Raw genomic sequence first — 14,260 nt, 5'->3', positions numbered from 1 at the left:
TGTACTGGTGTATAACAAACGGCTAACCGTTTGTTATACACCAGTACTAGTTTGTTATACACCAGTACTAGTTAACGAGAAACGAGTACTGGTATGTGATAAACGAGTACTAGTTTGCGGTTAATGGGTACTCGTTTGCGGTTAATGGGTACTCGTATGTTAGATATTAATACAGCACTACCCACTTCAGACTTCAGACTTCAGACTTCTGACTTCAGACTTCAGACTTCAGACTTCTTAGGAATGCTATAATTGACGAGGTTCTGCCTCTTGCCTTTCCCTAACGGATAGCAGCAGACAGTTTTGCCAATGGCGGAAGATTGGTAAATCCAGGGTGCTTTAAATAAGTCTATTTTTTGAATAACTATTGTAGAGCAGTGGATGGCAATGGCTGACAATACATCTGATACCCAACTTAACTTTCTCTTAGAGGTACTACAAGCAACTGCAGACAGTAGGGGTGATGCGCAGGTAGTTTACCCATTACTGGCAGAAAATACTGATAAAATTAATCATAAGTTAGCAGAGCAATTGCGGGATTGGGCAACAAGTAAGCTGGCAGAAGCGGAAGCAAATGAAGCAAAATCCCTAGCAGCAGTTATTGGCAATTTCAGCAATCTAATTCGGGAATTCCCCTTGGGTGACAAAGCCAGCACTATAGAAATTGCCATCACTGGCTATGATGTCGTATTAACTGTTTTCACCCGTGAAGCATTTCCTATTCAATGGGCATTGACAAAAAAATATATCGGTAATGCTTACTGTGACCGAATAAAAGGGGAGAAAGCACAGAATATTGAACATGCCATCGCTTGTTTCCAACAGGCTCTTATAGTTACCTTTGAGGCATTTCCTATTGAGTGGGCAAGGACACAATATAATCTCGGTATTGCTTACAATAACCGAATCATAGGTCAGAAGGCACAGAATATAGAAGAAACAATCGCTTGTTACCAACAGGCTCTTACCGTTTATACCTTTGAGGCATTTCCTATTGAGTGGGCAAAGACACAATATAATCTCGGAAATGCTTACCGTGACCGAATCAAAGGGGAAAAAGCACAGAATATAGAACAAGCCATCGCTTGTTTCCAACAGGCTCTTATCATATTAACCTTTGAGGCATTTCCTGATGAGTGGGTAAATACACAAGATAATCTCGGTATTGCTTACTATTCCCGAATCAAAGGTGAGAAAGCACAGAATATAGAAAATGCCATCGCTTGTTCCAAAAAAGCTCTTAGAGTTTTTACCTTTGAGGGTTTTCCTGAAGGTTGGGCAAGGACACAATATAATCTCGGGAATGCTTACCGTAACCGAATCAAAGGTCAGAAATCACAGAATAGTGAAGAAGCCATCGCTTGTTACCAACAGGCTCTAAGAGTTTTTACCTTTGAGGGTTTTCCTGAAGGTTGGGCAAAGACACAAAATAATCTCGGTGCTGCTTACCGTAACCGAATCAAAGGTGAGAAAGCACAGAAGATAGAAGAGGCTATCGCTTGTTACCAACAGGCTCTAAGAGTATTAACCTTTGAGGCTTTTCCTTATGATTGGGCATCGACACAAAATAATCTCGGTATTGCTTACTGTAACCGAATCAAAGGGGAGAAAGCACAGAATATAGAAGAGGCTATCGCTTGTTACCAACAGGCTCTAAGAGTTTATACCTTTGAGGCATTTCCTGATGAGTGGGCACAAACACAAAATAATCTCGGTATTGATTACTGTTGTAACCGAATCAAAGGGGAGAAAGCACAGAATATAGAAGAAGCGATCGCTTGTTACCAACAGGCTCTAAGAGTTTATACCTTTGAGGCATTTCCTTATGAGTGGGCATCGACACAAACTAATATCGGTAATGCTTACTATTCCCGAATCAAAGGTGATAAATCACAGAATATAGAAGAGGCTATCGCTTGTTATCAAGAGGCTCTTAGAGTCAGAACCTTTGAGGGATTTCCTATTGAGTGGGCACAAACACAAAATAATCTCGGTAATGCTTACTCTGACCGAATCAAAGGTGAAAAATCACAGAATAGAGAAGAGGATATCGCTTGTTTACAACAGGCTCTTAGAGTTTTTACCTTTGAAGCATTTCCGATTGAGTGGGCAACGACACAAACTCATCTAGGTGGTGCTTACAGTAACCGAATCGTAGGTCAGAAAGCACAAAACCTAGAAAAAGCCATCGCTTGCTTCCAATTGGCTTTAGAAGTACGCACCCGTGACGCTTTTCCCGAAGAGCATGCTGAGACTTTGTACGGACTAGGGATAGCTTACCAAGACAGTAAGCAGTCTCTGTTAGCTTACACCACCTTTAACTCTGCCATTGCTACCGTAGAATCTTTGCAGGAGGAAATGGTTTATGGAGAGGAAAGCAAGCGCAAACACCGTGAAAAGTGGAACAAACTTTATAGCATAATGGTAGAAGTTTGCGTAGATTTAGATAAAATTACTGAAGCACTTGATTATGCTGAACAAAGCAAAAACCGCTATATAGTTGAAGAGATTATCAGCCGTGAACTGAAAAGCATCTTTCCTGCAAATATTGTCACTCAACTAAAAGAATACAGGGATGAAATAGCCAGAGGTCAAAACCAAATTCAGGATGGCAAAGCTGAAAACCCAACAGCCTTAGCAAAACGTCTTCAAGCATTGCGACAGCAGCATAATCAAGTAAAAAACCACTATTTACCTATTGGTTCTGGCTTTCAGTTTGAGCACTTTCAGAACAAGTTGGATAACCACACTGCCATTGTCGAGTTTTACATTACACGGAATAAGCTGGTCACTTTCGTCTTCACCCGCAATCTAGTTTGGCATTCTCAGTTAAAAGACTTAGGTCAATTGGTAGATTGGGCAAATGGATATTTAAAAGCCTACTCCACTAAAAAATACCATTACCCAAAGCACCTCACTACCCGTCTACATTCCCTGGCGCAAATTCTGCACATTGATGACATCATTCAGCAGATTCCCCCAGAGTGTGATCGCTTAATTTTAATCCCCCATCAGTATTTACATTTGTTGCCCCTTCATGCTTTACCTATCAACACTCAGCAGGGAGAAGGTAACTCTAAAATTCTGATGGATCGCTTTCCAGCAGGGGTAAGTTACGCCCCTAGCTGTCAACTACTCCAACTTACTCAAACCAGACAACGCCCAGAAGAGTTTCCCCACCTGTTTGCGGTTCAAAACCCCAGTGGTGATTTAGTTTACACTCCTATGGAAGTAGAGGTAATTCAAAGCTATTTCAATCCACCACCAGATACAGAAGTCCTCGTGGAAAACGCTGCTACCAAAGCCGCCATCGATAGCAACCCTCTCAACAGTTACCACTGTTTACATTTTAGCTGTCACGGTTACTTTAATTACCAAGAACCACGTAAATCAGCTCTAATTCTGGCCAATGCCCAACCGACCTCTGCTGAACCCAATCCGGAGCGCTATTTACGGGTAGAAGATGAAAAATATGACCTAGAGAAATGTTTGACTATCGATGATGTCTTTGAGTTAAAATTAGAACAATGTCGCTTGGTCACCCTTTCCGCTTGTGAAACAGGATTAATCGACTTTAATAACATCAGCGATGAATACATTGGATTACCCAGTGGTTTCCTAGTGGCGGGGAGTCCAGCAGTAGTTAGTAGCTTGTGGAAGGTAAACGATTTATCTACAGCGTTGTTGATGATTAAATTTTATCAGAATCTGCGAGAGCAGATACCTTTAGCAGTTGCCCTTAACCAAGCGCAACTCTGGCTGCGGGATAGTACCAAAGCAGAATTAGAGGATTACATTAATAATTTGCCTTTGAATCTTGTTGATCAATACGTAATTAAGGCTAAATTTCACAATTTTAATTCTAGCGATAAACCCTTTGAGGCACCATTTCATTGGGCGGCATTCTTTGCGATTGGTAAATAGGAGTTAAGACTATGGCATTAGAAAATCAATTTTTATATGCTTTAAAAGAACTAATGGACACCGAACCTGAGTTGTTTAAAGACTCAGAACGAACGGAAATAGAAGGATTAATTACTTCATTCCGAAATGATACTAAAAAGCTAGCCGATGCGATCACTCGCTGGTGTGCTTCTCACTCAGACATTAATAATGCTTTGATGGCTTTAATGGCTAGGAAACCAAGTCATGAAAGGCCAGCTGGAGGCAAATTACCCACTCCTGAAACTAAAGCTGAACATGAAAAGAACTTGATAGAAGAACTAAGCAACGCTACCCGTCAGAGTACTCCCCTAGAAACCGAAAAACCCAAAAATCCCAAAGGCTGATGACTGATACCGCCTTGCGACTCAAAAACCCCAGCGTCACCCTTTATGCCTTCCATCTCTGCCAAGACTTAAGCCAAGAACTGGAACAGTTGCGACCGGATGCGGATCAGTTGTGGCAACACTGTGCTAACCTCAGCGAACCCCTAGGTATCCCAGAGCTGAAATCCTTACCTGAAAAAATACCATCCCCTCTAAGCCAAACAGGGAATACTACCTTAACCTACACTGCACCACTGCAACTACCAGGCTCTCCCCTAACCGTCCAGGTCTATCCCGTTAAAATTCATGACACTTATGCCCTTGACCTAACCCTGTCTTGCCAGAATACTACTGTTGCAGCCAGTGAATTTAGTCACTTCAATCCCCAAGGGTGCCTGCTAGCGAGCAACATTCAAGCTTCCTTGGGACAAACCTTAGTGCTCTATGGGGAACCAGTGGGCACTCCCGAAGAGGATAGAACGTTAGCTGATGCCTGTGTGGATGGTTTTTTCCAGGGAACCGACCAAAAACCCGAGTTTATGGCATCTGGGCAATTATTTGGTAGCCCAATTTTTGCCTATGACAACGGTAAAGAGAAACCAACGGAGCAATGTCACCTTCTGGTCTGGTTAAACCGTAACCCAGAAACCTTAAGCCTGGTTGAAAAGACGTCTTTGTCATTTTTCCATCTGTTGTGCTGTCGCAGTAAAATCCTGTTTGCTTATCATGAAGCCCGTTGGTGTTATCGCCAAACTAGAGCACTCTATAGCCAACTGGAACAAGAGGTTACAGATTTCAAGGAATTGGCAACGCAGCGAGACACACGGCTAGAGCAACTGAAGCAGAAACTGACCGACATGCCATCCAAGACCGTTGACTATGCTGGTTATCTGCGAGACATGAAGGATCACAAAAATGCGATCGCTACCAATGACCACAACTATGACTACTGGCTAAACAAAATCCGTGAACATAGTCTCGAAGACGATAGTATCAAGTTTTTGGAAAACTTCCTCAACCAAAGAACTAAACGGTTTCGAAAACAGATTGAAACCGACCTGAATTATCTCAAACCCGGTCAGCAACTATTTGACCAGATGCTTGGTAGTATCCGAGGCATTGTGGACATTGAGCAGGCAGAATGCGATCGCGCTTTGGAAAAAGCCCTCAGAGATAAGGAGAAGGCTGATCAAGCGCGAGAAAAACAATTAGAACGTTGGATTGCCCTGGTCGGTACTGGTTTAGCGGTCAGTGGTATTTCGTCCCAAACCGATGCTAAACCGGTAGAGTCTGTTATCGACCCGAAAGAATCCTTAGATTGCCCCAGCGCTGGTGTTACACCTTGCTTGACTTACAGTGTCGTGTTTGTGCTATTTCATGTTGGAGTTGGTTTTATCGCTGCTTTAATTCTAAATGGAATTATCAATCTGGTATCAAAATTAGTACTAAAGGGAACAGGGAGTAGGGAGTAGGGAGTAGGGAGTAGGGAAGAGGGAAAAAATCCTGTGTACCTCATAAGTATGATAACCGCTATAATTCAGTTGTGATCAGAAGAATTCAGCCAGGTTAGTAGGAGGAGACAGAACGATTCGTGGATTCTTTGGCCAATTTATCTGAAAAATTCCTGGAAAATCAATCAATTATTATGACTTCTGATATCATGTCGGGATAATTACCCTTAATTGTAGTGCGTACGCTAACCAAAAACAAGTTTTTACATGGCGGAGGAGTTGCATTGAACTGTCGCGACAAGCTAAAATGAATGGCAACACTGTACACCCTTCAATGCACGAGTAAGCTATAATTTATTCATAGCAATAGGTTCAGCCGTTTTCCAAGTCAGTCTGTACCCAGTAATACTATTGTTATACAACCCTCAAAGCTAGAATTGGCAGTACTTTCGGACTTCTTTAGTACATGTGTACGGGGGAACTTCAGTCAATAGTTGTTGATAGTTTATAGTTTTTGGTCTGCTCAAGGCACCTAGTAATTTATAGGTGCCTTTTTGTTAACAGTGCGGCTCCCGGCCACACCCCACACCCAGTAATATCAAGTCTGGTTGAATACCGATAATTATAGCAGTCGCCAGGGCAGGCGCGGACATGACAAAAGTCTCAAACCTAAGAGGTTGTCTGAGAAGTCTCATTTGCTACATCCAAGCCCCCTAAATCCCCCAATTTTGGGGGACTTTTACCAGCAAATTGATTCTTGTTCCCCCCAGAATTGGGGGGCTAGGGGGGCAAAATTCAATATCAAAAAACTTTTCAGATATCCTCTAAGTAAGCGCAAGAGTTTGACTTCTGACTTCTGACTTCTGACTTCTGCTATATTAAGGAGAGGGTGGGAGGTGTGGGGAGATGGGGAGATAGGGAGATAGGGAGATAGGGAGATAGGGAGATAGGGAGATTTTTATTAAGGGTAATTATCCTGAGCTGCTTGTCATCCCTGAAAGAGGCTACTTGATGTGCGTTCAATAAAAGAGTTAGACATTAGTTTAATTTGAGTTACGGAAACCTGACAGCTGAATGCTGACAGCTGAATGCTGAATGCTAACAGGATAATTCTAATGTGTCTTAACCTTTGAGTGTAAGATAACGTTTAAACAATTGACAAAAGCGTGCCCATAGCCCATAAGCTGATAGCTGATTGCATATCAAGTAGCACCTCAAGTAGCGCATATGCTTACCAACTAGCTTATAACTTGATATAAGTAGATAATTACAAACAAGAAGGCAACAAGGTATGGAACAGAAAGCAACTGCTTCTACTAAACTAGTCACCGGTAACTTTGTGGTGATCCAGGGAGATATCAATCGCAGAATTGGCGATGGTGGTGCTAGCCTCTGGAAAAAGACTTTCAACACAGAGGGACGCTACAAGGGCGGCGCTGCCATCCTGATGTTGATGGTTAAGGGATTGACAGCAACCGACAGTGATGCAGAGGTCAAAATCAATGATAAAAGTGTCGGTAAGATCTACTCCTACCAGGGAGCTAATCCCAATCATTGGTTTACCCAAATCATTAACATTGGTGCTGGAATCCTGAAGGATGGGGATAATGAGCTGGAGGTTGAGGCCGTAGATTTGCCAAACCCCTCTGCTGGCGACCTCTATAACGATTTTTACATACGGGATGTGGTTTGCTTCTTCCAGCGGGAAGATTAGGAAATATCTATAGCGGAAGTATAGTTTAGGACATAGTTTTTGGTTTAAAGGGAACAGGGAATCGGGAATCGGGAATCGGGAATCGGGAATCGGGAATCGGGAATCGGGAATCGGGAATCGGGAATCGGGAATAGGAAACAGCGGATCTGGGAGCAGAAATTATGTTTTAAGCTTTACTTCGACTGCTATAGTTTCAGTTTCTATTTTTAAGGGGGTAGGTAAACTACCTGATCAGGGTAGTTTACCTACCCCCGCCCGACTCCCAACTCCCGACTCCCGACTACCGACTCCCGACTCCCGACTCCCTATTCCCTATTCCTCTACTCGCTCACCAGTCAAGCTAAAGGCACGAGCTTCGGTAATTTTAACTAGAACTAGCTCCCCTTTCAGGTGATTAATATCCCCAGTGAAGAACGTGAGACGATTTCCTTTGGTTCTGCCCATCACTTGAGTCTTGTCTTTGGGATTTTGGTCTTCTACCAACACTTCCTCAATCCGTCCCAGATAACGTTGCGATCGCTCAGCTGCTTTTACCGCAACTAGGTGGTTAAGACGTTGAAGGCGATCGCATTTGACCTGCTCAGGGAGTTGATTTTCCCACAATGCGGCTGGTGTGCCAGGACGAGGAGAATAGGCAGCGGTATTGAGCTGGTCAAAGCCAATATCATCTACTAGTTTTAGGGTATTCTCAAATTGTGCTTCCGTTTCCCCAGGAAAGCCCACAATCGCATCGGCACTAATGGACGCATCGGGCATATAGTCCCGAATGGTATTAATAATACGGCGATATTTCTGGTGGGTATAGCCCCGTGCCATAGCTTTGAGAATATCGTTATCCCCAGATTGGAAGGGAATGTGGAAATGTTCGCACACTTCCGGCAACTCGTGACAAGCGCGGATTAGCCGTTCTGTAAAGTAGCGTGGGTGACTAGTAGCAAAACGGAGCCGCTCAATCCCTGGGACATTGGAAACATAATACAGTAAATCTGTCAAGGTGTGCTGATGCCGCCCCGATTCAGTCACTCCTGGTAAGTCACGTCCGTAAGCATCAATATTTTGTCCCAACAGGGTGACTTCCTTATACCCTTGCCGTCCTAACTCCTCCATTTCTGCCCGAATTGCTTCTGGGGTACGGGATTGCTCTAAACCTCGGACATTGGGGACTACACAGTAGGTGCAGCGTTCGTTACACCCATAAATTATATTTACCCAGGCGCTAATGCTGCTGTCCCGTCTTGGTTTAGTAATGTCTTCAACAATATGAATTGGTTCTGTAGCAACTAGCTGGTTGCCATCAAATACCTGGTCTAGCAAATCCCCCAAACGATTGGCGTGTTGCGGTCCCATGACTAAATCAACTTCTGGAACTCGCCGCAGCAGTGCTTCTCCCTCCTGTTGTGCCACACAACCCGCTACTACCAGGGTCAGGTCTGGTTGTTGGTGTTTGCGCTTTGCCTGTCTTCCTAGGTAGGAATAAACCTTTTGCTCAGCATTATCTCGAATCGTGCAGGTGTTGTAGAGAATTAAGTCAGCCTCGTTGGGATTTTCTGACCACTGGAAGCCCATATCCTCCAGGATGCCAGCCATCCGCTCGGAGTCGGCTTTGTTCATCTGGCAGCCAAAGGTGGTGATATGGTAGCGGCGGGGAAATGAGGTCATCTTACGTTAAACAGCTAAGGATTGGATCAGGGGATCTCCTCTAATTATAAATTTTCAAACCTACTCCTTTTTCTGATCCCTATGGCAAAGGTGAATTTATCTATAGAATTTCTCAAAGGCAGCAGGGAGTAGGGCGTAGGGAGCAGGGAGCTTCGGAGTAGGGCGTAGGGAACAAATCCTGTGTATTTCATTACTCTGATAAACGCTATATTAACCAGATTTTTTTATGCTTACTTTACCTGGTTTAACTATTTAATAGTATCCGTAAATACACGGATTTTAACTTTTAAACTATTTCAAATATACCTAAATTTATCGTTTTAATTTTTATAAAAATAAGTTAATCAATTATTTGTTTTAGCAAAAAAACGTTGATTTTATCTTATAAACAATCCTTTTCTATTTATTGACTTTTTTTGCTGATTTTGCTGGGAAAGTTTTGAAGTAATGAGTATAAACTTTGAGCAAGGTCACCACAATGGGTTTTAAAAGCTATATCTTGTTATCTACTCTACTAGTTACTGTTGGTATTAATTTTTACCTAGGTGAGTCTAGTTTTCGAAAGGGATACCAGTCTGATTCTGTTGAACAGCAATTACTAGCTTTAGAGGAGGAAAGTTGTCCTCCAGGAACCGGACGACGAGATACTTCTGATTGTTTAAATTGAAATCCTTTATCCTTAAAAAAATGGCTATATACTGCATTAATTAATAGCTACAGTTCAGGTTAATTTATCAGGTAAATTAAAAATATTACTACCTGGATTTCCACTGACCATGAAAGCTGAAGGGGATAACCTTTGGTAATCCCAGACGACATATAGGTTCTTGATTTAGGGTGTTTCTACTAAATACCATCACTTCACTGGTATCAGAATTTCCGTCATACACAACTGTTAATATCCAACCCTGGTCATGATTCAGGCTATCCGGTGCATAGACTGGTTCCGAGGGATAGCGATTTTCCCCTAAATCAGCCACAATCAAGGTGCCAGTTTTGTGGTCAAAACATCCAATTGCACCATGCAATTCTTTACTAATATCGACGACTTCGCGATGTAGTGATAGATAAGTATGAGATGAGAATTGTCCTACTCGCTGTTGCGGCACCACAGGAAATTCACAGCTTCTATCGAACAACTGTTGTAACTGCACTACCTGACCAGTGTCAGGATTGAGTCGGGCTTGCCACAGGGTTCCTTTCGCTTTGGTTTTAGTTTGACCAGTGGGAACTTCTTTCAAATACTGATTGGTCTGAAAGTCACCATAACGGACAAAATCAATCACGATCAAGCCATCTTTCTCCACATAGCCATTGCTGAAGTGCCACTGATACCAGGGTTCAGCTTCACCGCGACTGACTACACTAAGGCTGTCACGGTCTACAATAATAATTTGGGTTGACTTATTTGGATGCCACTCCATAGCATCACCATAGCTGCACCAACCTAGAGCTACTTTTAGGAAATTCACTCGCACTGGGGGTACAAAAAATACTAGATACTGCCCTGCGAGGACAAAATCATGGATGAAGGGGAAACCCTCTAGCTGTACTGACCCTTGTTGGATAATTTTGCCAGTGGAGTTGCTCTTGTAAATGTTGAGTCTGCTATTAAGTTCAGGGGTCAGTCCAAAGTTGAAAATCTCTCCAGTTTTGGGATCAATCTTGGGATGGGCAGAAAAGCTTGCTCCTTTGCCTAGGCCAGATAAGTCATCAGTGCCTCTGGTTTCTAAGGTGTGCAGGTCTAAGGCATGGGGATGACCACCTTCCCAGAGGGCTAACAATTTATCAGGTAATGGTAGCACTGAGGTATTGGCAGCATTTTTAACTGGCTTACTCCAGCGTTTCCAGATTGGTCCTGGTGTTGTCATGCCATAGTTGGGGTACAGTAATTTGTCAGCAGCTGCTTCTGCTTGATAGCCAGAGGTTTGGACGTAGCGATAAACTCCTGTGGCACCAGCAGGGGTAAAATGTACTGCTAAAATTGCCCCATCACCATCAAACCAATGTCCAACCGTTACACCACCTCGCTCTAACCGTCCAGGACCATTTCTATACAGAGAACCTCGCAACCCTTCTGGGATTTTGCCAGAGATGACCGGGAGGGCAGTAGGCGGAAATTCAGTTGCGGGTTTTGCGATCGCATTCGCCCAGCCTTTTGTAGTAGATGCTTGAGTGATCATTTTTCAAAGGGAATAGGGAACAGGGGTAAGAGTGTGGGGAGATGGGGAGATAGGGAGATGGGGAGATAGGGAGATGGGGAGATGGGGAGATAGGAAACATTTTTATAGTGAGGTGGAATGGGCATCTTGGTGGAACTGGCATCTTGCCAGTTTCATGGTTATTTGCGGGCGGGCAGGATGCCCACTCTACTTGATAGTGAGGTGGAATGGGCATCTTGGTGGAATGGGCATCTTGCCAGTTTCATGCTTATTGTCGGGCGGGCAGGATGCCCACTCTACTCCTATTCAAAAGAAGATTCAGCAACGCCGTAAATTTTAGTCTTACCCCGACTGCCGATTCCCGATTCCCGATTCCCGATTCCCGATTCCCGACTCCCGATTCCCTATAGTTATTACCCAGCTACTGCTGTCGCTTCTGGTTTCTCGGCAGACTCCTGATCTTTGCGTTGGATCAGTTCAATCTTGTATCCACTCGGGTCTTCCACAAAAGCAATCACTGTTGAACCGTGCTTCATCGGTCCTGGCTCCCGCACTACCTTACCACCAAGAGATTTAATTTGGTTGCAGGTTTGGTAGATATCGTCTACACCAAGGGCAATATGACCGAAAGCATCCCCGATGTTGTACTGATCAACCCCCCAGTTATAGGTTAGTTCAATAACTGTGTTGTCAGATTCATCCCCGTAGCCTACAAATGCTAAGGTAAATTTTCCCCCTGGAAAGTCCTTCTGACGGAGCAGCTTCATGCCTAGGACATCGCAGTAAAACTTGATCGATTCCTCAAGATTGCCGACTCGCAGCATTGTGTGTAGCATTCGCATTAGCTTAGTGTCTCCTGTTGAATCAGCCAATTCCGTTCTATTGTATAGCAGTTGTTAGAGGGAGCAGGGAGTAGGGAGTAGGGAGTAGGGAGTAGGGAGTAGGGAGTAGGGAGTAGGGAGTAGGGAGTAGGGAGTAGGGAATCGGGAATCGGGAAGAAATCCTGTTTACCTGATGAGTATCAGAATTGCTATAGCATTTTGCTTTGATATCTCAAATATAATTGAGAACCCAGCGCTATCCCTCGAATTCTGATCAAGGTCGGGTTTGGAGGTCTCTCTACTAGACCTGGCAGAGTTTACTAGCTTCTTGTGTCTAGAATAGAGTTGATTATTCTACAGTTCATTTAGCGATCGCATTTTCCCACTCCCGATTCCCGATTCCCGATTCCCGATTCCCGATTCCCTACTCCCTTAAACCAACTAACCTTGGCCTTTGGCCACGCTACGCGAACAACCTTAAACCAACTAACCTTCAACCCGATTCAACCTTAAGATGGTCACTTGGGATCCCTATCTAGCATCAATCCGTCAAGAGTACGCCCAATGGTGGCACGTTTATACCCTGACCGATGTCGAAGACCGCAAGGGCAAGGAGCAGCAAGCAACCCCTGGGCTGTTTAACTTTGACCTGATGGTGCAAACCATCAAGTCCGAGCAGCCACAAATAGACGAAAATCGGGAAGAAACTGAGCGGTTGCCTGTGCTGGCAGGATTGCGGAAGTATGCTGCGGAGCATGTTTTACTGGTAGGACGTCCGGGGTCCGGTAAATCCACAGCCTTAGTGCGATTGTTGGGGGATGAAGGGATACAAGACAAAATTCCAGTACTGGTGGAACTGCGATATTACCAGACATCCGTGTTGGAGTTAGTGAAGCATTTCCTAGAAAGCCATCTTGGTCAACCGCTGGACTCGAAGGAGATCGAAAAACTACTGTTTGATCGACAATTATTGCTACTGATCGATGGCGTAAACGAGCTACCGTCAGAAGCAGCACGCCTGGATTTGACTAAGTTTCGGCAGAAATACCAGAAGACTACTCCCATGATTTTCACCACTAGGGATTTAGGAGTTGGTGGTGACTTAGGGATTGAAAAGAAGTTGGAAATGCAACCCTTGAGTGCAGCCCAAATGTCGGAGTTTGTCCGAAAGTATTTGCCACAACAGGGGGAGCAAATGCTTAACCAATTGGGCAATCGCTTACGGGAGCTTGGGGAAACTCCTCTACTATTGATGATGTTATGTTCCCTATTTCAAAATAAGGGAGAGATACCGTCCAATCTGGGGTTAGTGTTTCGCTCATTTACCCAGTTCTATTCGGAAAAAATCAAGCAAGATGTTAACGTTTCCGAGGAATCAAGAGAATTTTGGCCAGACCTGCTGCAACAGTTAGGGTTTGTGATGACAACAGGGGATAATCCCAAAGAGATTACCGTTGCTATTCCCAAAACAAAAGCCCAGGAAATTTTAACTGACTATCTACGTCATAATAATTTTACCGATCCTGATGTTCGCGCTAGGACGTGGCTAAAGGACTTACTCAACTATCACTTGATTCAACAATCAGGAGATTTGATTGAGTTTCGACACCAACTGATCCAAGAATACTATACAGCAGAATATTTATTGAAGCAATTACCACGTCTTAGTGATCAGGAGTTGCAACAGAACTATCTCAATTATTTGAAGTGGACAGAATCTCTGGTTTTGATGCTGCAATTGGTAGATAATGAAGCCGAAGCCCAGCGGGTGGTAAGGTTAGGATTAGCAGTGGATTGGCAACTGGGAGCGAGATTAGCAGGAGCAGTAAAACCAGAGTTTCAGGAGCAGACTGTTGGGTTGGTGGCTCAGTTAGAGATTCCGAAGTTACTTAAGGTTGAGCTGTTGGGAATAACTGAATCAGATAGAGCGATACCTGAGCTAAGTAAATACCTGGATGATGACGACTATGATGTGCGTATTATTGCGGCAGATGCTCTGAGAAAAATTGGCACAGAAGCCACCATCGACCCCTTAATTAAATTACTGGATCATGACCACTATGATGTACGTAGGAGTGCGGCATATGCTTTGGGAGAAATCGGGACAGAAACCACCATAGACCCCTTAATTAAATTGCTGGATGATGACGACTCTGATATGCGTAGAAGTGCGGCATCTGCTCTA

13 protein-coding genes are annotated in these 14,260 nt (G+C 43.8%); 6 read left to right on the top strand and 7 right to left on the bottom strand.

The window, feature by feature from the left end:
• Positions 1–387 precede the first annotated feature (387 nt).
• From F6J94_RS18800 to F6J94_RS18790, 3 genes are read left to right on the top strand one after another with little or no spacing between them, the layout of a single operon-like run.
• Entirely contained in the window at positions 388–3,924 is a 3,537-nt protein-coding gene (locus F6J94_RS18800) for a CHAT domain-containing tetratricopeptide repeat protein (RefSeq protein ID WP_293043297.1), read from the top strand.
• A gap of 11 nt (positions 3,925–3,935) precedes the next feature.
• Positions 3,936–4,289, top strand: coding sequence for a hypothetical protein (locus F6J94_RS18795; protein ID WP_293043294.1), 354 nt, complete (start codon positions 3,936–3,938; stop codon positions 4,287–4,289).
• Entirely contained in the window at positions 4,289–5,740 is a 1,452-nt protein-coding gene (locus F6J94_RS18790; RefSeq protein WP_293043291.1) for a hypothetical protein, read from the top strand. The genes F6J94_RS18795 and F6J94_RS18790 overlap by 1 nt, the downstream gene beginning before the upstream one ends.
• Before the next feature lie 852 nt (positions 5,741–6,592).
• Here the strand turns inward: F6J94_RS18790 and F6J94_RS18785 are convergent.
• Entirely contained in the window at positions 6,593–6,742 is a 150-nt protein-coding gene (locus tag F6J94_RS18785) for a hypothetical protein (RefSeq protein ID WP_293043288.1), read from the bottom strand.
• Positions 6,743–7,010: 268 nt separating this feature from the next.
• Between F6J94_RS18785 and F6J94_RS18780 the strand changes: the two genes are divergently transcribed.
• Positions 7,011–7,433: a hypothetical protein gene (locus F6J94_RS18780; RefSeq protein WP_293043285.1), complete on the top strand. Its 423-nt coding sequence runs from the start codon at positions 7,011–7,013 to the stop codon at positions 7,431–7,433.
• Between the two features lie 312 nt (positions 7,434–7,745).
• Here the strand turns inward: F6J94_RS18780 and miaB are convergent, their stop codons facing one another.
• From miaB to F6J94_RS18760, 4 genes are all read right to left on the bottom strand, one after another.
• Positions 7,746–9,092, bottom strand: coding sequence for a tRNA (N6-isopentenyl adenosine(37)-C2)-methylthiotransferase MiaB (gene miaB, locus F6J94_RS18775; protein ID WP_293019760.1), 1,347 nt, complete (start codon positions 9,090–9,092; stop codon positions 7,746–7,748).
• Positions 9,093–9,136: 44 nt separating this feature from the next.
• Positions 9,137–9,283, bottom strand: coding sequence for a hypothetical protein (locus F6J94_RS18770; RefSeq protein WP_293019759.1), 147 nt, complete (start codon positions 9,281–9,283; stop codon positions 9,137–9,139).
• Between the two features lie 564 nt (positions 9,284–9,847).
• Positions 9,848–11,275: a carotenoid oxygenase family protein gene (locus F6J94_RS18765; protein ID WP_293043282.1), complete on the bottom strand. Its 1,428-nt coding sequence runs from the start codon at positions 11,273–11,275 to the stop codon at positions 9,848–9,850.
• Entirely contained in the window at positions 11,272–11,400 is a 129-nt protein-coding gene (locus F6J94_RS18760; RefSeq protein WP_293043279.1) for a hypothetical protein, read from the bottom strand. The genes F6J94_RS18765 and F6J94_RS18760 overlap by 4 nt, the downstream gene beginning before the upstream one ends.
• A 90-nt stretch (positions 11,401–11,490) precedes the next feature.
• Here F6J94_RS18760 and F6J94_RS18755 point away from each other — a divergent pair, with 90 nt between their 5' ends.
• Positions 11,491–11,664, top strand: coding sequence for a hypothetical protein (locus F6J94_RS18755; protein ID WP_293043276.1), 174 nt, complete (start codon positions 11,491–11,493; stop codon positions 11,662–11,664).
• A gap of 3 nt (positions 11,665–11,667) precedes the next feature.
• Here the strand turns inward: F6J94_RS18755 and gloA are convergent, their stop codons facing one another.
• The gene (gene gloA / locus F6J94_RS18750) at positions 11,668–12,096 is read right to left on the bottom strand and encodes a lactoylglutathione lyase (RefSeq protein ID WP_293043274.1); all 429 of its coding nucleotides are present in this window, start codon (positions 12,094–12,096) and stop codon (positions 11,668–11,670) included.
• Between the two features lie 344 nt (positions 12,097–12,440).
• Positions 12,441–12,572 (bottom strand): hypothetical protein, encoded by a 132-nt coding sequence (locus F6J94_RS18745; protein WP_269087018.1) that lies wholly within the window; start codon positions 12,570–12,572, stop codon positions 12,441–12,443.
• A 17-nt stretch (positions 12,573–12,589) separates the two neighbouring features.
• On the opposite strand from F6J94_RS18745, the gene F6J94_RS18740 reads away from it, so the two are divergent.
• The coding region (locus F6J94_RS18740; RefSeq protein ID WP_293043270.1) for an NACHT domain-containing NTPase at positions 12,590–14,260 on the top strand (1,671 nt) is incomplete at its 3' end.

It is taken from the genome of Moorena sp. SIO1F2, assembly GCF_010672755.1.
In the GTDB taxonomy this organism is placed as follows: domain Bacteria; phylum Cyanobacteriota; class Cyanobacteriia; order Cyanobacteriales; family Coleofasciculaceae; genus Moorena.
This window is presented reverse-complemented; position numbering and strand designations above follow the sequence as displayed.